At 71.5% G+C, this 21504-nt stretch carries 24 protein-coding genes; 8 read left to right on the top strand and 16 right to left on the bottom strand.

All coding sequences use genetic code 11. The features are described 5' to 3' along the window. Genes sufC through ACIBSW_RS15625 form a run of 5 tightly spaced genes read right to left on the bottom strand, consistent with a single transcriptional unit; the run spans position 1 to position 4470 of the window. Positions 1 to 765 (bottom strand): Fe-S cluster assembly ATPase SufC, encoded by a 765-nt coding sequence (sufC, locus tag ACIBSW_RS15645; protein ID WP_354721248.1) that lies wholly within the window; start codon positions 763 to 765, stop codon positions 1 to 3. Next, positions 762 to 1094, bottom strand: coding sequence for a non-heme iron oxygenase ferredoxin subunit (locus ACIBSW_RS15640; RefSeq protein ID WP_354721250.1), 333 nt, complete (start codon positions 1092 to 1094; stop codon positions 762 to 764). The genes sufC and ACIBSW_RS15640 overlap by 4 nt, the downstream gene beginning before the upstream one ends. Continuing rightward, positions 1091 to 2224 carry a Fe-S cluster assembly protein SufD gene (gene sufD / locus ACIBSW_RS15635; protein WP_354721252.1) on the bottom strand — a complete coding sequence of 378 codons (1134 nt, stop codon included), beginning with the start codon at positions 2222 to 2224 and terminating at the stop codon, positions 1091 to 1093. The genes ACIBSW_RS15640 and sufD overlap by 4 nt, the downstream gene beginning before the upstream one ends. A 51-nt stretch (positions 2225 to 2275) precedes the next feature. Continuing rightward, on the bottom strand, positions 2276 to 3709 hold the full coding sequence (gene sufB / locus ACIBSW_RS15630) for a Fe-S cluster assembly protein SufB (protein WP_354721254.1): 1434 nt from the start codon (positions 3707 to 3709) through the stop codon (positions 2276 to 2278). Beyond that, positions 3706 to 4470: a transcriptional regulator gene (locus tag ACIBSW_RS15625; protein WP_354721282.1), complete on the bottom strand. Its 765-nt coding sequence runs from the start codon at positions 4468 to 4470 to the stop codon at positions 3706 to 3708. The genes sufB and ACIBSW_RS15625 overlap by 4 nt, the downstream gene beginning before the upstream one ends. A 98-nt stretch (positions 4471 to 4568) precedes the next feature. Here ACIBSW_RS15625 and ACIBSW_RS15620 point away from each other — a divergent pair, with 98 nt between their 5' ends. Beyond that, positions 4569 to 5501 (top strand): COX15/CtaA family protein, encoded by a 933-nt coding sequence (locus ACIBSW_RS15620; protein WP_354721256.1) that lies wholly within the window; start codon positions 4569 to 4571, stop codon positions 5499 to 5501. A gap of 112 nt (positions 5502 to 5613) precedes the next feature. Here ACIBSW_RS15620 and ACIBSW_RS15615 read toward each other — a convergent pair whose 3' ends face one another. Both ACIBSW_RS15615 and ACIBSW_RS15610 read right to left on the bottom strand, forming a co-directional pair. Beyond that, positions 5614 to 5910, bottom strand: a complete 297-nt coding sequence (locus tag ACIBSW_RS15615; RefSeq protein ID WP_354721258.1) for a hypothetical protein — start codon at positions 5908 to 5910, stop codon at positions 5614 to 5616. A 228-nt stretch (positions 5911 to 6138) separates the two neighbouring features. Further along, the gene (locus ACIBSW_RS15610; protein ID WP_404799340.1) at positions 6139 to 7098 is read right to left on the bottom strand and encodes a heme o synthase; all 960 of its coding nucleotides are present in this window, start codon (positions 7096 to 7098) and stop codon (positions 6139 to 6141) included. 334 nt (positions 7099 to 7432) lie between these two features. On the opposite strand from ACIBSW_RS15610, the gene tkt reads away from it, so the two are divergent. From tkt to pgl, 6 genes are all read left to right on the top strand, one after another. Then, entirely contained in the window at positions 7433 to 9481 is a 2049-nt protein-coding gene (gene tkt, locus ACIBSW_RS15605; protein ID WP_354721286.1) for a transketolase, read from the top strand. A 53-nt stretch (positions 9482 to 9534) separates the two neighbouring features. Further along, positions 9535 to 10674 (top strand): transaldolase, encoded by a 1140-nt coding sequence (gene tal, locus ACIBSW_RS15600; protein ID WP_354721260.1) that lies wholly within the window; start codon positions 9535 to 9537, stop codon positions 10672 to 10674. A gap of 1 nt (position 10675) precedes the next feature. Then, positions 10676 to 12181 carry a glucose-6-phosphate isomerase gene (locus ACIBSW_RS15595; protein WP_354721262.1) on the top strand — a complete coding sequence of 502 codons (1506 nt, stop codon included), beginning with the start codon at positions 10676 to 10678 and terminating at the stop codon, positions 12179 to 12181. After that, on the top strand, positions 12174 to 13691 hold the full coding sequence (zwf, locus tag ACIBSW_RS15590) for a glucose-6-phosphate dehydrogenase (protein ID WP_354721264.1): 1518 nt from the start codon (positions 12174 to 12176) through the stop codon (positions 13689 to 13691). Before ACIBSW_RS15595 ends, zwf begins: the two co-directional genes overlap by 8 nt. Positions 13692 to 13746: 55 nt before the next feature. Next, the gene (locus ACIBSW_RS15585; RefSeq protein WP_354721266.1) at positions 13747 to 14730 is read left to right on the top strand and encodes a glucose-6-phosphate dehydrogenase assembly protein OpcA; all 984 of its coding nucleotides are present in this window, start codon (positions 13747 to 13749) and stop codon (positions 14728 to 14730) included. 146 nt (positions 14731 to 14876) lie between these two features. Further along, positions 14877 to 15647 (top strand): 6-phosphogluconolactonase, encoded by a 771-nt coding sequence (gene pgl / locus ACIBSW_RS15580; protein ID WP_354721268.1) that lies wholly within the window; start codon positions 14877 to 14879, stop codon positions 15645 to 15647. 57 nt (positions 15648 to 15704) lie between these two features. Here pgl and fliQ read toward each other — a convergent pair whose 3' ends face one another. The 5 genes from fliQ to ACIBSW_RS15555 all read right to left on the bottom strand — a co-directional run bounded on the left by fliQ (position 15705) and on the right by ACIBSW_RS15555 (position 17906). Next, entirely contained in the window at positions 15705 to 15974 is a 270-nt protein-coding gene (fliQ, locus tag ACIBSW_RS15575; RefSeq protein WP_404799260.1) for a flagellar biosynthesis protein FliQ, read from the bottom strand. Between the two features lie 91 nt (positions 15975 to 16065). Continuing rightward, on the bottom strand, positions 16066 to 16473 hold the full coding sequence (locus tag ACIBSW_RS15570; protein ID WP_354721793.1) for a VOC family protein: 408 nt from the start codon (positions 16471 to 16473) through the stop codon (positions 16066 to 16068). Positions 16474 to 16478: 5 nt separating this feature from the next. Next, a complete protein-coding gene (locus tag ACIBSW_RS15565) occupies positions 16479 to 16892 on the bottom strand; it encodes a hypothetical protein (RefSeq protein ID WP_354721792.1) in 414 nt (137 codons plus the stop codon). After that, entirely contained in the window at positions 16889 to 17473 is a 585-nt protein-coding gene (locus tag ACIBSW_RS15560; protein WP_354721791.1) for a sigma-70 family RNA polymerase sigma factor, read from the bottom strand. The genes ACIBSW_RS15565 and ACIBSW_RS15560 overlap by 4 nt, the downstream gene beginning before the upstream one ends. Before the next feature lie 13 nt (positions 17474 to 17486). Beyond that, positions 17487 to 17906 carry a hypothetical protein gene (locus ACIBSW_RS15555; protein ID WP_354721790.1) on the bottom strand — a complete coding sequence of 140 codons (420 nt, stop codon included), beginning with the start codon at positions 17904 to 17906 and terminating at the stop codon, positions 17487 to 17489. A gap of 117 nt (positions 17907 to 18023) precedes the next feature. On the opposite strand from ACIBSW_RS15555, the gene ACIBSW_RS15550 reads away from it, so the two are divergent. Continuing rightward, complete coding sequence (locus ACIBSW_RS15550) at positions 18024 to 18638, top strand: GNAT family N-acetyltransferase (protein ID WP_354721789.1); 615 nt, start codon at positions 18024 to 18026, stop codon at positions 18636 to 18638. A gap of 6 nt (positions 18639 to 18644) precedes the next feature. On the opposite strand, the gene ACIBSW_RS15545 is transcribed toward ACIBSW_RS15550, so the two are convergent. The 4 genes from ACIBSW_RS15545 to ACIBSW_RS15530 form a co-directional block, all read right to left on the bottom strand. After that, positions 18645 to 18992: an RNA polymerase-binding protein RbpA gene (locus ACIBSW_RS15545; RefSeq protein WP_354721788.1), complete on the bottom strand. Its 348-nt coding sequence runs from the start codon at positions 18990 to 18992 to the stop codon at positions 18645 to 18647. A gap of 173 nt (positions 18993 to 19165) precedes the next feature. Further along, the gene (secG, locus tag ACIBSW_RS15540) at positions 19166 to 19420 is read right to left on the bottom strand and encodes a preprotein translocase subunit SecG (RefSeq protein WP_354721787.1); all 255 of its coding nucleotides are present in this window, start codon (positions 19418 to 19420) and stop codon (positions 19166 to 19168) included. Positions 19421 to 19509: 89 nt separating this feature from the next. Beyond that, positions 19510 to 20301 carry a triose-phosphate isomerase gene (gene tpiA / locus ACIBSW_RS15535; protein WP_354721786.1) on the bottom strand — a complete coding sequence of 264 codons (792 nt, stop codon included), beginning with the start codon at positions 20299 to 20301 and terminating at the stop codon, positions 19510 to 19512. A gap of 3 nt (positions 20302 to 20304) precedes the next feature. Further along, the gene (locus ACIBSW_RS15530) at positions 20305 to 21501 is read right to left on the bottom strand and encodes a phosphoglycerate kinase (protein WP_354721785.1); all 1197 of its coding nucleotides are present in this window, start codon (positions 21499 to 21501) and stop codon (positions 20305 to 20307) included. Positions 21502 to 21504: the final 3 nt, after the last annotated feature.

The following is a 21504-nucleotide window of genomic DNA, read 5'->3' as shown; positions in this document are numbered from 1 at the left end:
TCAGGCGTTCGCGGAGGCCACGTAACGCTCGTAGCCCTCGGCCTCGAGCTGCTCGGCGAGCTCGGGACCGCCCTCCTTGACGATCTTGCCGGCGACGAAGACGTGCACGAAGTCCGGCTTGATGTAGCGCAGGATCCGGGTGTAGTGCGTGATCAGCAGCAGGCCGGCCTCGCCGGACGCCCGCACCCGGTTGACGCCCTCGCTGACGATGCGCAGCGCGTCGATGTCGAGGCCGGAGTCGGTCTCGTCGAGGATCGCCATCTTCGGCTTGAGCAGCTCGAGCTGCATGATCTCGTGCCGCTTCTTCTCGCCGCCGGAGAAGCCCTCGTTGACGTTGCGCTGGGCGAACGCCGGGTCCATCTGCAGCTTCTCCATGGCGCCGCGCAGCTCGCCGGCCCAGGTGCGCAGCTTGGGCGCCTCGCCGTCGATCGCGGTCTTCGCGGTGCGCAGGAAGTTCGCCACCGAGACGCCGGGCACCTCGACCGGGTACTGCATGGCCAGGAAGAGGCCGGCGCGGGCGCGCTCGTCGACGGTCATCGCGAGGACGTCCTCGCCGTCGAGGGTCACCGTGCCGCCGGTGATCTCGTACTTCGGGTGACCCGCGATGGAGTAGGCCAGGGTCGACTTGCCGGAGCCGTTCGGGCCCATGATGGCGTGCGTCTCGCCGGCCTTCACGGTCAGGTCGACGCCGGCGAGGATCGGCTTCAGGTCGCCATCGGGCAACTTGACCGACACCTGCAGGTCGTGGATCTCGAGGGTGCTCACGGCATTACTCCATTGCTCGGTGTCGTAGAGACGTAGATGTCGCCGTCGCGGATCTCGACGGGAAAGGTTGCCACCGGCTCGGTGGCGGGAGGGCCGGAGGGCTCACCGGTACGCACGTCGAAGCGGGAGCCGTGCAGCCAGCACTCGAGGGTGCAGCCGTCGACCTCCCCCTCGGAGAGGGCGATGGCGGCGTGGCTGCACTCGTCGCGCACGGCGTAGAAGCGGTCGTCGTCGGCGTGCACGATCGCGACATCGACGCCGTCGATGCTGGCGGTCGCCACGCTGCCCTTCACGACGTCCTCGGCCCTGCCCACGAGCTCAAAGGTCATGAGCCGGCCTTAGCCAGCCTGGCCTCGATGGCGTCGCCCAGGCGCTCGCGCAGCTCCTCGACCGGGATCTTGTGGATCAGCTCGGCGAAGAAGCCGCGCACGACGAGCTTGCGGGCCGACTCCTCGGGGATGCCGCGGGCCATCAGGTAGAAAAGCTGCTCGTCGTCGAAGCGGCCGGTCGCGCTGGCGTGCCCGGCGCTGACCACCTCGCCGGTCTCGATCTCCAGGTTCGGCACCGAGTCGGCGCGGGCGCCGTCGGTGAGCAGCAGGTTCCGGTTGATCTCGTACGTCTCCGTGCCGGTCGCGGCCGCCCGGATGACCACGTCGCCGACCCAGACGGTGTGCGCGGACCGGCCCTGCAGCGCGCCGCGGTAGCCGACGTAGCTGCGGCAGTCCGGCACGCCGTGGTCGACCAGCTGGCGGTGCTCGATGTGCTGGCCGGCGTCGGCGAAGTACAGGCCCCAGAGCTCGGCCTGGCCGCCGCGGCCCGCGTACTCGACGCTGGCGAACTGGCGGATCAGGCTGCCGCCCAGCGAGACCTGGACGTGGTCGACGCGGGCGTCGCGGCCGACCCGGAACCGGATGTGCTGCGCCTGCACCGTCTCGGCGTCCCACTCGGCGAGCGTGACGAAGGTGAGCTGGGCGCTGTCGCCGAGGACCACCTCGATGTTGTCCGCCAGGGTGGCGGCACCGACCTGCTCCAGGACGACCGTGACTTTGGCGAAGTTGCCCACCCGGACGTAGGTGCGGGCCCCGGCGGCGGCGCCGCCCTGGCCGACGACCTTGATGACGACCGGCTCGGCCTCCACCGTCTCGGCGGCGACGTCGATCAGCGTCACCGACGCCGCCGAGCCGAACGCGAGCGCGCTGACCCGGTCGAACGGCGTCAGCACCGGCTCGACCTTGCCGGCGTCGACCTGGGTGACCGACACCCCGGCCGGCAGGTCGCCGGCCTCGAACACCGGCGCGGCGCCGGTGAGGGCGCCGGCGGTGATCAGCTCACCGAGCCGCTTGATCGGGGTGAAGCGCCACTCCTCCTCCAGGCCGTTGAGGGCCGGGAAGTCGGCGACGTCGAAGGAGCGCAGCACCTGCGACTTGGTGCTCGGCGGTGCCATGGCCTCGGTAGTCATCTCATCCTTGCTCTGGTGGTCCGGTGCGTTCGGGGGGCGGGGCGCCGGCGGTCAGCCGACGGCCCCTTCCATCTGCAGCTCGATCAGGCGGTTCAGTTCGAGGGCGTACTCCATCGGGAGTTCCTTGGCGATCGGCTCGATGAAGCCGCGCACGATCATCGCCATGGCCTCGTCCTCGGTCAGGCCCCGGCTCATCAGGTAGAAGAGCTGGTCGTCGCTGATCTTGGAGACGGTCGCCTCGTGACCCATCGACACGTCGTCCTCGCGGATGTCGACGTACGGGTAGGTGTCCGAGCGGGAGATGGTGTCGACCAGCAGCGCGTCGCACTTGACGGTGCTGGCGCTGTGGTGCGAACCGTCCAGGACCTGCACGAGGCCCCGGTACGAGGTGCGGCCGCCGCCCCGGGCGATCGACTTGCTGATGATCGTCGAGGAGGTGTGCGGCGCGGCGTGCACCATCTTGGCGCCCGCGTCCTGGTGCTGGCCCTCGCCGGCCATCGCGACCGAGAGCACCTCGCCCTTGGCGTGCGCGCCGGTCATGTAGACGGCCGGGTACTTCATCGTCACCTTGGAGCCGATGTTGCCGTCGACCCACTCCATGGTCGCGCCCTCCTCGCAGGTGGCGCGCTTGGTGACCAGGTTGTAGACGTTGTTCGACCAGTTCTGGATGGTCGTGTAACGGCAGCGGGCGTTCTTCTTGACGATGATCTCGACGACCGCGCTGTGCAGCGAGTCCGAGGAGTAGATGGGCGCGGTGCAGCCCTCGACGTAGTGCACGTAGGCACCCTCGTCGACGATGATCAGCGTCCGCTCGAACTGGCCCATGTTCTCGGTGTTGATCCGGAAGTAGGCCTGCAGCGGGATGTCCACGTGCACGCCCTTCGGCACGTAGATGAAGGAGCCACCCGACCACACCGAGGTGTTCAGCGCGGCGAACTTGTTGTCGCCGACCGGGATGATCGTCCCGAAGTACTCCTTGAAGATGTCCTCGTGCTCGCGCAGCGCGGTGTCGGTGTCCAGGAAGATGACACCCTGCTCCTCAAGGTCCTCACGGATCTTGTGGTAGACGACCTCGGACTCGTACTGCGCCGCGACACCGGACACGAGGCGCTGCTTCTCCGCCTCGGGGATGCCGAGCTTGTCGTACGTGTTCTTGATGTCCTCGGGCAGGTCGTCCCAGGAGGCGGCCTGCTTCTCGGTCGAACGCACGAAGTACTTGATGTTCTGGAAGTCGATGCCGGTGAGGTCGGCGCCCCAGTTCGGCATGGGCTTGCGGTCGAAGAGACGCAGGCCCTTGAGCCGCAGGTCGAGCATCCACTGCGGCTCGTTCTTGAGCGCCGAGATGTTGCGCACCACGGCCTCGGACAGGCCGCGCTGGGCGGTCGCCCCGGCGGTGTCGGCGTCGGCCCAGCCGTACTCGTACTTCCCGAGGGCGGCGAGGTGCTCCTCCTGGGTCACGACGGGCTGGACGGTCTGCTCGGTCATCTATCTGTCCTCACAGTGGTGGCGGTTGTATCGGTTACACGCGACGGGCCGGGGATGTGCGTGGTGCACACCCCGTCGCCGTGCGCGATGGTGGCGAGACGCTGCACGTGTGTGCCGATGAGCCGCGAGATGACCGCGGTCTCGGCGTCGCACAGCTGGGGAAACTCGGCGGCCACGTGCGCCACCGGGCAGTGGTGCTGGCACAGCTGCCCGCCGGACGCGATCGCGGTCGAACTGGCAGCGTAACCCTCGGCGGTCAGGGCCTGAGCAAGTGCCTCCGCCCTGGCGATGGGATCGTCGCCGGCCTCGGCCAGCGCAGCCCGGCAGCGCTCCTCCAGGGGCGCGACCTGAGCGGTGGCGAACGCGCTGACCGCGTCGGGGCCGCCGTGCTCGGCGATCCAGCGCAGGGCGGCGGTGGCGATGCCGTCGTAGAAGTGCGGGAAACCCTCCCGGGCCTCCGCCGTGAGCACGAACGCCTTGGCGGGCCGGCCCCGGCCGCGGGGGCCGTGGTGCCGGCTCTCGCGGACCTCGACCAGCCGCTCGGCCAGCATGGCGTCGAGGTGCTTGCGGATCGCGGCGGGGCTGAGCCCGAGCTGGGAACCGAGCTCGGCGGCGGTCGCGGCGCCGCTCTCGAAGAGCAGCTGGGCCACCCGGTCCCGGGTGCGGCCATCGGTGTTTTCGCTGGTGGGCACACGGAAGCCCACGGCCATACCGGCCGGCGCAGCGAGTTCCCGTGTTTTCACTACGCTAACGTTACGTATTTCATCGGCGACCCGCAAACGGCGGACCCGGTGATCCATGACACCGGCGCCCACGACCGCCTCAAATCAAGATCAAATTCGGGCGTACGATTCCCCGCGTGAGCAAACGCACCCTCCTGCGCCCGCTGGCACTCGCCTCCCTGATCGCCAACATCGGCCTGGTCGTCACGGGTGCGGCGGTCCGGCTGACCGGCTCCGGCCTCGGCTGCCCCACCTGGCCCAGGTGCACCGAGGCGTCGTACACCACGACGGCGGAGATGGGCGTGCACGGCGTCATCGAGTTCGGCAACCGCCTGCTCGGCCTCGCGCTCGGCGTGATCGCGCTGGCCTGCTTCGTCGCGGCCCTGCTCGAGCGGCCCCGGCGCCGCTCGCTGGTGCTGCTGTCGCTCGCGGTGCTCCTGGGCATCCCGGGTCAGGGCGTGATCGGCGGCATCACGGTCCTGACGGACCTGAACCCGTGGGTGGTCGGGCTCCACTTCCTGCTCTCGATGGCGCTGATCGCCCTCGCCTACGCGCTCTGGAGACGCACCGCCGAGGGTGACGGGCCCCCGCGCCGGCTGGTGGCGGCGCCGCTGTCGGCGCTGGCCCGGCTGACGGCGCTGGCGAGCGGCGCGGTGATCGTGGTCGGCGTGGTCGTCACGGGCAGCGGCCCGCACGCGGGCGACGAGAACGCCAAGCGCAACGGCCTGGACCCGGAGCTGATCTCCCAGGTCCACGCCGACCTGGTGTTCCTGCTGATCGGACTCTCGGTGGGGCTCTGGTTCGCGCTGCGCGCGGCGGGGGCGCCGGGGCCGGCGGTCCGGGCGGCGGGCGTCCTGATCGTGGTCGAGCTGGGCCAGGGGCTGATCGGCTTCGTCCAGTACTTCACCCACCTGCCGGTCCTGCTGGTCGGCGCGCACATGCTGGGCGCCTGCCTGGTCTGGGTGGCGACGCTGGGCGTGCTGTGGAGCCTGCGCGAGCGGCCCGCCGCCGCCCCGGCCCAGCCGGCAACACCGGCCACCGAGACCAAGGTGGCAACCCCCGTCGCCTGAGCCCCCGGCGCAACGAGAAGCGACCCGGGATCGCTCCCGGGTCGCTGCGGTCGGTCAGTGGGGTATTTGTGGTCGGGCCTGTCGGTGGGTGCCGCGGTAGGGGTCAGAGCTGTCAGCGCGACAGGCTGCGGCGGGACATCGCACGCCACAGGTCGTTGCTCGGGCGCATCTGCTCCATCAGCTCGCGCTCCCATTCGTTCTCCACCGCGACGCCCGCCGTCTCGCACGCCTGGCGGGCCACGTCGGTGCCGTCGGCCGCGAACTGGTCGGTCCACTCGCCGTCCTCGCCGACCAGGACGATGCGTGCGCCGCGCTTGCCGACATACTCAATGACCGCCTTCGCCCCGCCGTGGCCGTTGGCGAATGACTTGATGTCGGCGGTCAGTGTCGTAACGGAACCTTCTGCCATGACTCGCACTCTAGGCAGAACTCGACGGCGAGCAAGCACAGACGGCGGGGAATTGTGATGGCAATTACCTGCGGGTTTAGCCTTCGGGGGCATTGTTTTGGGCCTATATTGCCCGAATTACACCCGCTCCCCGGTTCCACCTAAAGGGGTAAGCCACGTCACTCCGATAACCCGAATAACGGGCATTCTGTGCGACGTACGTGAATGTCGCGACGTGATGTTTGTTACTCAGATGAGCGCGTCGACCGCGACCGCGATGAAGAGAATCGTCAGGTACGTGTAGGACCAGTGAAAGAGGCGCATCGGCTTGAGCGGCTCGCCGCGCCGGGAGCGACCCACCAGCCGCACCGCCTCGGACAGGAAGATCAGGCCCGAGACGATGGCCGTGACCCCGTAGATCGGGCCGAGGCCCAGCGGCCAGGCCGCCAGCGACGCGGCCAGCATCAGCACGGTGAAGATCAGGATCTCGGCGTTGACCCGGCCGGCCGAGCGCACCACCGGGAGCATCGGGATGCCCGCGCGGGCGTAGTCGTCCTTGTATTTGATGGCCAATGCGTAGAAATGCGGCATCTGCCAAAAAAAGACAACGGCAAAAAGTGCCCACCCGAGCGGGGCGATGGACCCGGTCACGGCCGCCCAGCCGATGAGCACGGGCGCCGCGCCGCAGATCCCGCCCCAGAACGTGTTCGCCGGCGTCCGGCGCTTGAGCCAGAGCGTGTAGACCACGTCGTAGTAGAAGATCGAGCCGGCCGTCATCGCCGTGGCCAGCCAGTTGGTGAAGGCGCCCATGAGCACGACCGAGATGGTCGCCAGCACCAGGCCGAACACCAGCGCCGAGCGCGGGGTCACGTCGTGCGCGGGCAGCGGGCGGCGCTTGGTGCGCCGCATCAGCTGGTCGATGTCCCGGTCGATGTAGCAGTTCAGCGCGCTCGCCGCGCCGGCCGCCAGCGAGCCGCCGACCAGCACCACCGCGACCAGCCACAGGTCCGGCCAGCCGCCCGCGGCGAGCATCATCGCCGGGACCGTGGTCACCAGCAGCAACTCGACGATGCGCGGCTTGGTCAGCGAGACATACGCCCTGATGACGGCGCCGACGTCGCGGCGACGCCGCGCAGGCTCCGCCGCCCGTGGCGCCGGGAGTAGACCGGGCGACCGCCCCTGGTCGGGACGCTCGGTGATCATGCTCACGGACAGCCACCTTCCGGCATCGGCGAGGGTTGAACTTAGCCGTTGCCGGCCGGGACCGGCTGGCACGTTGGGACAGACTACGCGCAGCCCGGGGCGCTCCTCGGTCGAGGTGTCCAGGGGGTGTCGTGCGGCGCAGTCCCCCGTCGCTCCGCGTCCGCTCTCAGCGTATGGGCCGTTCCGGTTCGGCGGGCGGTTGTTTACCGCTAATGGATAGGGTCAAGTCAAAAGGGTTCCCCCACCATGGCCGAGGAGTACAACCGACGTGGCTGCCAAAGACGATCTGAACTGGTCCGACCTCGACCGGAGGGCGGTCGACACCGTCCGGGTGCTGGCCATGGACGCGGTCGAGAAATCCGGTAACGGGCACCCCGGCACGGCGATGAGCCTGGCGCCGGCGGCCTACCTGCTCTTCAACCGGGTCATGCGGCACGACCCCACCGACCCGCACTGGGCCGGCCGGGACCGTTTCGTGCTCTCCTGCGGCCACTCCAGCCTGACCCTCTACATCCAGCTCTATCTGTCCGGCTACGGCCTGGCGCTCGACGATCTGGCCGCGCTGCGCCAGTGGGGCTCGCTGACCCCCGGTCACCCTGAGTACGGGCACACCCCCGGCGTCGAGGTCACCACGGGCCCGCTGGGCCAGGGCATCGGCAACGCGGTCGGCATGGCCATGGCCGCCCGCCGCGAGCGCGGCCTGTTCGACCCGGACGCCGAGGAGTCGGTCTTCGACCACCACGTCTACGTGCTGTGCTCCGACGGCGACATCGAGGAGGGCGTCAGCCACGAGTCGAGCGCCGTCGCCGCGGTGCAGAAGCTCGGCAACCTCACGGTGATCTACGACGACAACGAGATCTCCATCGAGGACGACACCCGGATCGCCAAGAACGAGGACGTCGGCGCCCGCTACGCCGCGTACGGCTGGGACGTGCACACCGTCGACTGGCGCAAGGGCGACCCGAGCAAGGGCGACTACGACGAGAACGTCGAGGAGCTCTTCGCGGCGATCCAGGCCGCCCGGGCCGTCAGCGACAAGCCGTCGTTCATCGTGCTGCGCACGATCATCGGCTGGCCCGCGCCGAACAAGCAGAACACCGGCAAGATCCACGGCTCGGCGCTCGGCGCCGACGAGGTCAAGGCCACCAAGCAGATCCTCGGCTTCGACCCGCACGTGGACTTCGCCGTCGCCGACGAGGTCCTCGCGCACGCCCGCCTCGTCTCCGACCGGGGCCGGGCGCTGCACGCCGACTGGGACAAGGCATTCGAGGTCTGGTCCGCGAGCAACCCCGAGGGCCGCAAGTTGTTCGACCGGCTGAGCTCCCGTGCCCTGCCCGACGGCTGGACGGCCGCGCTGCCCGAGTTCCCCGCCGACCCGAAGGGCCTGGCCACCCGCGCCGCCTCCGGCAAGGTGCTCGAAACCCTCGCCGGGGTCCTGCCGGAGCTCTGGGGTGGCTCCGCCGACCTGGCGGAGAGCAACAACACCACCATGAAGGGCGAGCCCTCGTTCATCCCGAGCGAGTACGCCACCAAGGCGTTCCCGGGCCACGAGTACGGCCGCACGCTGCACTTCGGCGTCCGCGAGCACGGCATGGGCTCGATCCTCAACGGCATCGCCGCGCACGGCGGCACCCGCCCGTACGGCGGCACGTTCCTGGTCTTCAGCGACTACATGCGCGGCGCCGTCCGGCTCTCCGCGCTGATGAAGCTGCCGGTCATCTACGTGTGGACGCACGACTCGATCGGCCTGGGCGAGGACGGCCCGACCCACCAGCCGATCGAGACGCTCTCCGCGCTGCGCGCCATCGTCGGCCTCGACGTGGTCCGCCCGGCGGACGCCAACGAGACCACCTGGGCCTGGCGCGGCGCACTCGAGCACACCGACCGCCCGACCGCGCTCGCGCTCTCCCGGCAGAACCTGCCCACCATCGACCGCAACCGGTACGCGTCGGCCGAGGGCACCCTGCGGGGCGGCTACATCCTCTCCGAGGCGTCGACCGGACAGCCGCAGGTCATCCTCATCGGCACCGGCTCCGAGGTGCAGTACTGCCTCACCGCGCAGGAGCGCCTCGAGGCCGAGGGCACCCCGACCCGGGTGGTGTCGATGCCGTGCCAGGAGTGGTTCCACGAGCAGGACGCGGCGTACCAGCAGGAGGTCCTGCCGCGCGGCGTCAAGGCCCGGGTCACGGTCGAGGCCGGCATCCGGATGAGCTGGGACCGCATCCTGGGCGAGGCCGGCGAGCCGGTGAGCATCGAGCACTACGGCGCCAGCGCCCCGGCCAAGATCCTGTTCGAGCAGTTCGGTTTCACCGCGGACAACGTCGTCGCCAAGGCCAACGCCGCCCTCGCCAAGGTCGGAGAAATCACCGGTTACACGACCGGTACCTGAGCTACCGAGGCGGCTCCGCCGTACTAGAGGTAGAAGAAACTTGAGGAGTAGCGATGACCGACAGGCTGGCTGACCTTTCCGCCGCAGGTGTGGCGGTGTGGCTCGACGACCTTTCCCGCGTCCGCCTGCAGAGCGGCTCGCTGGACCGGATGCGCCGCGAGCAGCACGTGGTCGGCGTGACCACGAACCCGACCATCTTCGCCAAGGCGCTCGCCGACGCCGACGCGTACGACTCGCAGCTCAAGGACCTCGCCGCGCAGGGCGTCACGGTCGAGGAGGCGGTGCGGCTGCTGACCTCGTACGACGTGCGCTGGGCCGCCGACGTCATGAAGCCCGCGTACGACGCGTCGTCCGGCGTCGACGGCCGGGTGTCGATCGAGGTCGACCCGCGCAGCGCGCACGAGACCGCCAAGACCGCGGCCGAGGCCAAGACGCTGTGGTGGCTCGTGGACCGTCCGAACGTCTTCATCAAGATCCCGGCGACCGAGGCGGGCCTGCCGGCGATCACGGCGACCCTGGCCGAGGGCATCAGCGTGAACGTGACGCTGATCTTCTCGCTGGAGCGCTACCGGGCCGTCATGGACGCGTTCCTGGCGGGCATGGAGCAGGCCAAGGCCAACGGGCACGACCTGACCCAGATCGGCTCGGTCGCCTCGTTCTTCGTGTCCCGGGTGGACACCGAGATCGACAAGCGGCTCGACAAGATCGGCAGCGACGAGGCCCGGGCGCTGCAGGGCAAGGCGGGCGTGGCCAACGCCCAGCTCGCGTACCAGGCGTACGCCGAGGTCTTCGGCACCGCCCGCTGGCAGGCGCTGGCCGACGCGGGCGCGCACCCGCAGCGGCCGCTCTGGGCGTCGACCGGCACGAAGAACCCGGACTACAAGGACACCATCTACGTCGAGGAGCTGATCGCGCCCGGCACGGTGAACACCATGCCGGAATCGGTGATCAAGGCGTTCGAGGACCACGGCGAGACCCGTGGCGACACGGTGACCGGCTCGTACGCCGCCGCGCAGAAGGTAATGGACGACCTCGCCGCGGTCGGCATCGACTTCGACGACGTGTTCCGGGTCCTCGAGGACGAGGGCGTCGAGAAGTTCGAGACCAGCTGGGGCGAGCTGCTCGAGGACGTGAAGAAGTCACTCGCGGCCGCCTCCGCGGGCGCGCGGAATCCGAGCGACGCCGCGAAGTGACGTGACCGACGGGTTCGCGGTCATGGAGGCCGCCGCGGGGCTCGCCGTTTTCGGCGGCCCGGCGGCGGCCTCCCGCCACGAACTGGTCGCGCGGGGCGTGCCCGGCCTGCTGGCCAGCGGGGACCCGACGCTGTGGGGCCCGGCCGCCGAGGCCGGCGCGAAGGCGGCCCTGGAGTTCCTGGACGCCGGCCGGCGGGACCGCGAGCTGCTGCCCCTGATCGCCGAACTGCGCGAGGAGCTCGGCGACCTCACCGACGTGGTGCTCGCCGGCCCCGGCGGCACCGCCGAGGTCGCGGCCCGCACGCTGGGCCGGCGGCTGACCGTTCTCGACGACCCCGACCCGCAGCGGGTCCGTGCGCTGATCGACGACGGCGGCCGGCTGCGCCGCACGCTCGTCGTGCTCCGCGACGACGGCCTGCTCGAACCCCTCCGGCAGGCCTGGCTCGACCTCGGCTACCCGCCCGCCGAGGCGGCCCGCCACTTCGTGGCGTTGTCCGGACCCGTGCCCGGCATCATCGACGTCCCGGGCGATCCCGGCGCCCTGACCGCCCTCGCCTTCGCCGGCGTGGACGTCGCCGAGCTGATCGACGAGGCCGAGCTGTTCGCCCCGTCGCTGGCCGGCGACCACCACAACCCCGCGCTCGCGCTCGGCGTCGCCCTGGCCGGCGCCGGCCGGATCGCCCTGGTGCCGGACGGCACCGGCATCGAGGGCCTCGGCGAATGGGCCGCCGACCTGGTCACCGGCGCGCTCGGCCTGCTCGCGATCGAGGTCGAGTCCCCCGCGGCCGCCGGCTCACTGCCCGGAGACGTCCTGATCATCTCGTACGGCGGGAGCCTGGCACCGGGTGCGGTCCCCGGCGGCGGCGTCCGCCCCGACCTGGCCGTCAACGGCCCGCTGGGCGCGCAGTTCCTCGCCTGGCGGTACGCGGTCGCCATCGCCGCGCGGGTACGCGGCGTCGACCCGTTCCGGAGCTTCGAGCCCGAGACCGCCGTGCCGGAGCCCGGGGCGCCGTCCTTCGTCGAGGGCGCGGTGGAGATCTTCACCACTGGCGGCGCGACCGACCTCGGTTCCGCGCTGCGGGAGCTGCTCGCCGACGTGGACGATCACCTCGCCGTACGGGCCTTCCTGGACCGTGACGCCGACGCGGCGGTGGCCGGCGTACGGCCGCTGCTGGCCGCCGCCTGCCCTCGGCCGGTCTCGTTCGGCTGGGGCCGATACCACAGGGGCGGACCGCGAAACGGCGCGTTTCTGCAGATCACCGGCCTGGCCGCCGGCGACGTGCGGGTGCCGGGCGAGCCGCACACGCTCGGCGACCGGCAGGCGGCCCGGGCCGCCGGCGACCGGCGGGCGCTGCGGCGCGAGGGCCGCCCGCTGCTGCGCCTGCACCTCACCGACCGCGCCGAGGGCGTGCGGCAGCTGCTCGCCGCCGCCGGCACGCTGCCGCACCGACCATCACCCGTACGCCTGCGGGGGCAGGAAAAGCTGGCAGGATGGGCACGTGGGTAATCCGCTGCGCACGGCACAGGACCGACGGCTACCGAGGATCCCGGAGCCCTGCGCTCTGGTGATCTTCGGGGTCACCGGCGATCTCTCCCGAAAGAAACTCATCCCGGCCGTCTACGACCTGGCCAACCGCGGCCTGCTGCCGCCGGGCTTCGTGGTGCTGGGCTTCGCGCGCCGTGACTGGGGCGACGGCGACTTCGAGTCGCTGGCCTACGAGGCCGCCAAGAAGGGCGCGCGCACGCAGTGGCGCGAGGAGGTGTGGACCCGGCTGGCGAGCCAGTTCCAGTTCGTGCCCGGCTCGTTCGACGACGACACGGCGTTCGACCAGCTGGCGAGCACTTTGGACGAGCTGCGCGAGCGCAACGGCATCGCGGGCAACGCCGCCTTCTACTTCTCCATCCCGCCGGCCGCGTTCCCGCTGGTGCTCAACCAGCTGGCCCGCACCGGGATGGCCGACAACGCCAAGTCCGGCGGCTGGCGCCGGGTCGTGGTCGAGAAGCCGTTCGGCAACGACCTGAAGACGGCGATGTCGCTGAACCAGCTCGTCGACGAGGTCTTCACCCCCGCCGACGTGTTCCGCATCGACCACTACCTCGGCAAGGAGACGGTCCAGAACATCCTGGCCCTGCGCTTCGCGAACAACCTGTTCGAGCCGGTGTGGAACTCCAAGTACGTCGACTCGGTGCAGATCACCATGGCCGAGGACGTCGGCATCGGCACCCGGGCGGCGTTCTACGACGCCTCCGGCGCGGCCCGCGACGTGCTGCAGAACCACCTGCTCCAGCTGCTCGCCCTGGTGGGCATGGAGGAGCCGACGAGCTTCGACCCCAATGACGTACGCGCGGAGAAGCTCAAGGTCCTCAAGGCCATCAGCCTGCCCCGCAACATCGCCACCGACTCGGTACGCGGCCAGTACCTGCCCGGCTGGGTCGCCGGCGAGCGCGCCGTCGGCTACCTCGAGGAGAAGGGCGTGCCGACGGACTCCACGACGGAGACCTACGTCGCCGTGCGCCTCGGCATCCAGAACCGGCGCTGGGCGGAGGTGCCGTTCTACGTCCGGGTCGGCAAGCGGCTGCCGCGCCGGGTCACCGAGATCGCCATCATGTTCAAGAAGGCGCCGCACCTGCCGTTCGACCACGCCGACGTCGAGATGCTCGGCAACAACCAGCTGGTCATCCGGGTCCAGCCGGACGAGGGCGTGGTGCTCAAGTTCGGTTCGAAGGTGCCGGGCACCACGATGGAGGTCCGGGACATCGCGATGGACTTCCAGTACGGCGAGGCGTTCACCGAGTCCAGCCCGGAGGCCTACGAGCGGCTCGTCCTGGACGTGCTCGTCGGCGACCGCACCCTGTTCCCGGACGCGGCCGAGATCGAGCAGAGCTGGCGGGTCATCGACCCGCTCGAGGCGGCCTGGACGGGCACCACGCCGGAGCCGTACCGCTCCGGCGAGTGGGGACCGCGGGCGTCCGACGAGATGCTGGCCCGCGAGGGCCGCGCCTGGAGGCGGGCATGAGCGAGTGCACCGAGCGCAGCGAGGGCCGCGAGCGCATGCCGAAGGGTGGCACAGCATGATCGGGCTGTGGGACACCACCGGCAACGAGGTGGTCAAGGCGCTCGCGGCCGAGCGGCGCAGCGCGGGCGGCGTGGCCAGCGGCCTCGCCCTGACGCTGGTCGCGGTCGTGGAGGAGAAGAAGGTCCGCGAGGCCGAGGCCGCCGCGACCATCGCGGCGGCGGCGCACCCCTGCCGCCTGCTCATCGTGGTCCGCTCGGACCTCGACGGCCGCAGCCGCCTCGACGCCGAGATCGTCGTGGGCGGCCGGCTGGGTCCGGCCGAGGCCGTCGTGATGCGCATGTACGGCCGGCTGGCCCTGCACGCCGAGTCGGTCGTCATGCCGCTGCTGGCCCCGGACGTGCCGGTGGTGACGTGGTGGCACAGCGAGCCGCCGGACACCATCGCCAACGACTTCCTCGGCGTGGTCGCCGACCGGCGCATCACCGACAGCAAGCTGGCCCCGGACCCCGTCGGGGCGCTGCGCCGGCGGGCGGCCGACTACGCGCCCGGCGACACCGACCTGACCTGGACCCGGATCACCCTGTGGCGCACCCTGGTCGCGGGCGCGTTCGACACCACCGAGGAGCGCGTCACCGGCGCGACCATCGAGGCGCCGCTGAACGACCCGACGGCCGCGCTGATGAAGGGCTGGCTGAAGTCACGGCTGGGCATCGAGCCGAACTGGGTGCACACCGACCGCTCGCCGCGGATGCACTCCGTCGAGCTGCAGTGCGCCAACGGCGACTGCGTGAAGGTCACCCGCGAGGAGGGCACGGCCCTGTTCAGCCGGTCCGGGCAGGAGGACCGCTACATGCCGCTGCCGAAGCGGCCCGTCGGCGACGAACTGGCCGAGGAGCTGCGCCGGCTCGACGCCGACCAGATCTACGGCGAGGCGCTGGGCGCCCTGGCCGGCGTCGCGGGCCTGGACAGCAAGCCGCCGATGCGCGTACACGTCTGGAAGGACCCGGCGCTGGCCGCCCGCGCGAGCGGGAGCGCTTGATTTCCTAGATCACGGGGCCGTTCCGCCGTTTCGGCGGGCGGCCCCTTTTGCAGAATGACGAGAGGTGCCATGAGCGAGCTTGCGAGCGAATCATCAACTCTGCGCGCGACGAATGTCATCGCCGGAGCGCCAGCGGAGGCGATGGCATGAGCGAGACCGTTGTGGTGGTGGTTCCCGATGCTGACATTCTGGCGTCGGCGGTGGCGGCGCGCCTGGTCGTCAGGATCATCGACGCGCAGGCCGAGCGGGGCTGGGCGAGCGTCGTGCTGACCGGGGGCCGGGTGGCGGCGAAGGTGCTGCGCGCGGTGAAGGAGCTGCCGGCCTCGGACGCGGTCGACTGGTCGCGGATCGACCTGTGGTGGGGCGACGAGCGGTTCCTGCCCGCGGGCCACCCGGACCGCAACGAGACGCAGGCCCGGGAGGCGCTGCTGGACGCGCTCGCGCTCGACCCGGCGCACGTGCACGCCATGCCGGCCTCCGACGGCCCGGACGGCGACGACGCGAAGGCGGCCGCCGCCCGGTACGCGCACGAGCTGGCCGCCGCGGCGCGGCCGGGCAGCTCGGAGCTGCCGCACTTCGACGTGCTGATGCTCGGGGTCGGCGAGGACGGCCACGTGGCCTCGCTCTTCCCGGAGCACCCCGGCGTCTACGAGACCGGCACGGTCGCGGCCGTGCACAACAGCCCGAAGCCGCCGCCGACCCGGATCACCCTGACCATGCCGGCCATCCAGACGGCCGAGGAGGTCTGGCTGATCGCGGCGGGCAAGGACAAGGCGGCCGCGGCCGGCATGGCGATCGGGGGCGCCGGCCCGAAGCAGGTGCCGGCGGCGGGAGCGGTCGGCACCGTGCGGACGTTGTGGCTGCTGGACCGCGCCGCCGCGGCCAACGTGCCGCCGCGGGCGCGCAGCCTGCGCTGAGCGCCCAGGACATGCGGAAAAGGGCCGCCGGAGGGCGGCCCTTTCCCGTGTCTGAGCTCAGGCGAGCAGCGTCGGGATCTTCTCGAACAGCTGCGTCGTGTACGTCATCATCTCGTGCAACATCCAGTTACCCGAGAACAGGATCGCCGCGCCGACACCCACCGCCTTGGGCACGAACGACAGCGTCGCCTCCTGAATCTGCGTCACCGACTGGAACAACGAGATCGCGAAACCGATCAGCAGCGCCGTGACCAGCACCGGCGCGCACATCTTCGCCGCGACGGTCATCGCCTGCAGGCCCAGCTCCACGATCTGCGTGTCGGTCATGCCATCCCGTTCGGCGCACCGCCGCCACCCGGGGAGACCCAAACGGGGGCACCACGGTTGCCGTTCGGTTCGCACCGGCCGAATTCTCAGGTCAGGCGCGGGACGAGATCTGCTGCACCGCCCAGCCGTTGCCGTCGGGGTCGGCGAAGAAGACGAAACCCACGTTGTCCAGCGGGTCGGGCACCGCCCGGGGGTTCTCACCCACCTTCTGCACGTCGCTGACCGGCACGCCCCGGGCGACCAGCTCGGCGTGCGCCCGGTTGATGTCGGGCACCACCAGCTGCAGCCCCTTGAGCGAGCCGGGCGGCATGTCGGGGACGGCGCCCTTGCCGATGACGATCGAGCAGCCCGAGCCCGGCGGGGTCAGCTGCACGATCCGGACGTCGTCGTTGATCACGGTGTCATGGTCGACGTTGAAGCCGAGCTGGTCGGCGTAGAACTCCTTCGCCCGGTCGATGTCCGAGACGGGCACGACTACCACTTCAAGGGTCCAGTTCACGCGCCTTATCGTGCCACCGGCGGCGACGCCATGGGGCGCCCCGGCACCTCGATCGGGCCGGGTGGCCCGGAGACCGCGCCGGAGGGCAGCGCGGCGGGTGCGCTCGCCGGCACCGGTACCCCCGCCGGGGACGGCGCGGGCGAGCTCGTCGGCTCCGGTGCGGGCAGCGACGGCGACGGCACCGTTGCGGCCGGCTGCTGCGGTACCGGGCGCGGCGGCGCGTCGTGCTCACCGCGTACCGCGAAGAATGCCGCCACCAGCACGGCCGCGACCGCCAGCAGCGGCCGCCACCAGGGGCGCCACGACGGGCGCGCCGCCGTCGCCGTCGGCGGCGGTTCCGGCCGCAGCCGCTCGGGGGTGATCTGGGCCGCGCGCCCGGCCAGCGCCCGGCGCACCCGCTCCTCGACTTCCGTGCTCATCGCCGCTCCCCCAGCCTGCCACGCAGAATGGTCAGGGCGCGGCTCGCGGTCGACTTGACCGTGCCGCGCGACACCCGCAGCACGTCGGCGATCTCCCGCTCGGACAGCTCCGACCAGTAGCGCAGCACCATCACCTGGCGCTGCCGCACCGTCAGCTCCGCCAGCGCCGCCAGCACCTCCCGGTCGCCCTGCCCCAGCAGCACCTCGTCCTCCGCGGCCGGCGCCAGGCCCGGACGCGGCGGCACGTAGGCCCGCGCGCTGCGCCGGCGGCGCAGCGCCGAGCGGGCCGCGTTCATCACCCCGGTCGTCAGGTACGCGTGCGGGTCGGCCACCGAGGCCAGGTCGGCGCCGTGCCGCCGGTACAGCGCGGCGAACACGTCCTGGACGATGTCCTCGGCGGTCGGCAGGTCGTCGACCATCAGCACCGCCAGGCGCACCAGGCTCAGCCGGCGCGCGTGGTACAGCTCGTTGATCGCCGGCGGGCCGTCCGCGCCGGCGCCGCGCACCGCCCGGGCCGGGCCGGACACGACCGACCGCAGCAGGCGCAGCAGGGGCGCGGGCAGCGGAAAGGCGAGAGTCATGGTGGTCCTGGGGTCAGCGCCGGGTCGGTGCGGGCGACGGTACCCCGGCCGGGCCGTCGGGCACCGGCGAGGCGGCCGGCCGAGGCGGCGCCGGGGCCGCGGCCGGGCCGGACGGCAGGGGCCCCTTCGGGACCGCGGCCGGGCCGCCGGGCCGGCTGGGGCTCGGCACGGGCGCCGGAGCACCCGGCACCGAGGAGACGGTAGGCGCGGGCGCCGGAGCACCCGGCACCGAGGAGACGGTCGGCACGGGGGCCGGGCCGCCGGGCACCGAGGAGGCGGTCGGCGCGGGCTCCGGCGCTGCCGGGGAGGCCGCCGGCCTCGGCGCGGGCGGCGGCGCCTCGTCCGCGAACGCACCGGTTGCGGTCAGCACACCGAGGACGGCGACGGCGATCCCGCCGAGGGCGAGCGAGGCGGTGCGGGCGTTCGGTTGCATCACGGGGCTCCTGGGGGTCGGTAACGGCCTTCGCAGGAGTAGACGCGCGGCGCCGCGGAAGGTTGGCGGCCGTACGGTGACGCACGCCACAGCGAACCGGGTCCTAGACTCGCGGCCGTGCAGCCATCGATCCGCGCCTACCGGCCCGCCGACCTCGGCGCCGTCTACGACATCTGCGTGCGCACCGCCGACGCCGGCGGCGACGCCCGCGGCCGGTACTCCTCCGAGCGGCTGATGGGCGACATCTTCGCCGCCCCGTACGTGACGCTGGAGCCGGAACACACGCACGTCCTGGACGACGGCGACGGCAACGCGGTCGGCTACGTGCTCGGCACGGCCGACACGACCACGTTCGCGCGGCGCTACCTGGACGAATGGCTGCCCGCGACGGCCGGCCGCTACCCCGAGCCGCCGGACCCGCCCGTGACGCCGGAGCAGGGCATGCTGTGGCTGCATTACCACCCGGAGCGCATGGTCGTGCCCGAGCTGGCGGCGTACCCGGCGCACCTGCACATCGATCTGCTGCCGCAGTGGCAGGGCAAGGGCTGGGGGCGCGGCCTGATGGACGCGTTCCTGGCCGGGCTGCGGGCCGCCGGCGTGCCGCGGGTGCACCTCGGCATGGCACCCGCCAACGTCGCCGCGCGCGCCTTCTACGACCGGCTCGGCTTCACCGAGATCCCGGTACCCGGCGCCACCGCGGTCACCTATCTGGGTCGCGGCACCGCCGCGTAGCGGCGCCTATTCGCCGCGGCCGCGGCGCTGACGAACCTTGGCCAGCGCCTCGGCGAGTATCGCCGCGCCGTCGGCGTCGGAGCGGCGCTCCTTCACGTAGGCCAGGTGCGACTTGTACGGCTCGGCGCGCAGCCGGCCGGGCGGGTTCTGCCGGTCGAGACCGCCCGGCTGGCCGCACCGGGTGCAGTCCCACGTCTCCGGGGGTACCACGTCGGCGGCGAAACGGACCTCGACCGGGTGCCCCGCGGCACACCAGTAGGTCACCTGTCGCCGGGGGGCGGGCTCGCTGCGCTCGTCGGGACGCATCGGGCTGGAGCCGACGCGGCTACCGCGGATCGCACTGCCACTGGACACGGAAGTCACTCCTGTCTCGAGGGCGTTTCATCGCCGGGGAAAGCCGGCGGCATTAACGGTGGAAAAACAACCGCGCGGCCCGGACCGGACCGCGCGGCAGAGTCTACGACTCACAGAGGCCCCGGTGAAGGGCCCAGCACGAACGCTTGCGAAGCGGACGTCAACTATCTGTTTCAGCCCGCCTGGGCGACCTTGAGCCAGAGCCCGAGGCCGACGATGCAGGCGAACCAGATGACGCCGACCAGCACCGTGTAGCGGTCCAGGTTCTTCTCCGCGACCGAGGAGCCGGCCAGGCTGGAGGTGACACCGCCGCCGAACATGCTGGACATGCCCCCACCCTTGCCGCGGTGCAGCAGGACGAGCAGGGTCAGCAGGACGCTGGAGATGAGCAGCAACACGATCAACGTGTACGCGAACGCGATCGGCATGGTCGGGTCATTCCTCTCGAAGGGCACGGCAGCGCCACAACAATAGCGGGTACCCGGCCGCCGCCACGAGGCGGCCGGGCATCCATGATTCAGCGCGGAAGGTGCTCGCGGAAACGGACGATCGAGGCGAATTCCTCGGCGTCCAGGCTCGCGCCGCCGATGAGTGCGCCGTCCACATCGGGCTGCGCCATGATAGCGGCGATATTGGCCGCCTTCACGGAACCGCCGTACTGGATGCGCACCGCGTCGGCCGTCTCCGCGCCGTACTTCTCGGCGAGCCGCTCCCGGATCGAGCCGCACACCTCCTGCGCGTCCTCGGGCGTCGCGGTCTTGCCGGTGCCGATCGCCCACACCGGCTCGTACGCGATCACGATGTTCTTGACCTGCTCGGCCGTGAACCCGTCGAGCGCGCCGTCGAGCTGGCTCGCGACGTGCGCGACGTGCGTGCCGGCCTCGCGGATCTCCAGGCCCTCGCCGACGCAGAGGATCGGCGTCAGGTCGTTCGCCAGGGCCGCCTTCACCTTGGCGTTGACCAGCGCGTCGTCCTCGTTGTGGTACTCGCGGCGCTCGGAGTGACCGATCACCACGTAGCCGCAGCCCAGCTTGGCCAGCATCGCCCCGGAGACGTCCCCGGTGTACGCGCCGCTCGGGTGCGGCGACAGGTCCTGCGCGCCGTAGCCGATCGGCACCTTGTCGCCGTCGATCGCCGTCTGCACGCTGCGCAGCGAGACGAACGCCGGCAGCACGACCGCCTCGACGTCGGTGAGCTGCTGCTCGTTGAGGCTCGCGGCGAGCTTCTGCACCAGGAGGATGGCCTCGAGGTGGTTGAGGTTCATCTTCCAGTTGCCGGCCATGATCGGACGGCGGGTCACGTCAGCCATGCTTCAGCTCTCCAGCGCGGCGAGACCCGGCAGGGTCTTGCCCTCGAGGTACTCCAGCGACGCGCCGCCGCCGGTCGAGATGTGCCCGAACGCGGACTCGTCGATGCCGAGCGTGCGCACGGCCGCGGCCGAGTCGCCGCCGCCGACGACCGAGAAGCCGTCGATCTTCGTGATGGCCTCGGCGACGCCCCGGGTGCCGGCCGCGAACGGCGCCAGCTCGAAGACGCCCATCGGGCCGTTCCAGAAGACCGTCCGCGCCGACCCGATCGCGTCGGCGAAGAGCGCGACGCTCTCCGGGCCGATGTCCAGCCCGAGCCGGTCGGCCGGGATCGCCGAGGCGGCGACCGTGGCGTGCTCCGCGTCGGCCGCGAAGGCGGTCGCCGCGACCACGTCGACCGGCAGCACGATCCGGCCCTCGGCCTGCGCGAGGAGATCGGCGCAGGTCGCGATCATCTCCTCCTCGAGCAGCGACTTGCCGACCTCGTGGCCCTGCGCCTTGAGGAAGGTGAAGCACATGCCGCCGCCGACGAGCAGCTTGTCGACCTTCGGCAGCAGCGCCTTGATCACGGCGAGCTTGTCGGAGACCTTCGAGCCGCCGAGCACCACCACGTACGGCTGCTCCGGGCTCTCGGTCACCCGCCGCAGCACGTCGACCTCCTTGATGACGAGGCCGCCCGCGTAGTGCGGCAGCCGCGCCGGGACGTCGTAGACCGAGGCGTGCTTGCGGTGCACCGCGCCGAACGCGTCGTCGACGTAGTACTCCGCCAGCGCCGCGAGCTCATCGGCGAAGGCGCCACGCTCGGCGTCGTCCTTGCTGGTCTCGCCCGCGTTGAAGCGCAGGTTCTCCAGCAGCAGCACCTGGCCGTCGGTCAGCGCGGCGGCGGACTCCTTGGCGGAGGACCCCACGGTGTCCGCGGCGAAGACGGCGGAGCCGCCGAGCAGCTCACCGAGGCGCGTGGCGACCGGCGCGAGCGTGAACTTCGGGTCCGGCGCGCCCTTGGGGCGGCCGAGGTGCGAGCACACGATCACGCGGGCGCCCGCGTCACGCAGGGCGATCAGGGTCGGCAGCACCGCGCGGATGCGGCCGTCGTCGCTGATCCGGCCCGGCTCGTTTTTGTCGAACGGGACGTTCAGGTCGGCGCGCACGAGCACGCGCCGACCCGAGACACCCTCGCCGAGCAGGTCGTCGAGAGTCTTCACGTG

Origin of the sequence: Actinoplanes sp. NPDC049668 (assembly GCF_044465445.1) — a bacterium.
Lineage (GTDB): Bacteria > Actinomycetota > Actinomycetes > Mycobacteriales > Micromonosporaceae > Actinoplanes.
This window is presented reverse-complemented; position numbering and strand designations above follow the sequence as displayed.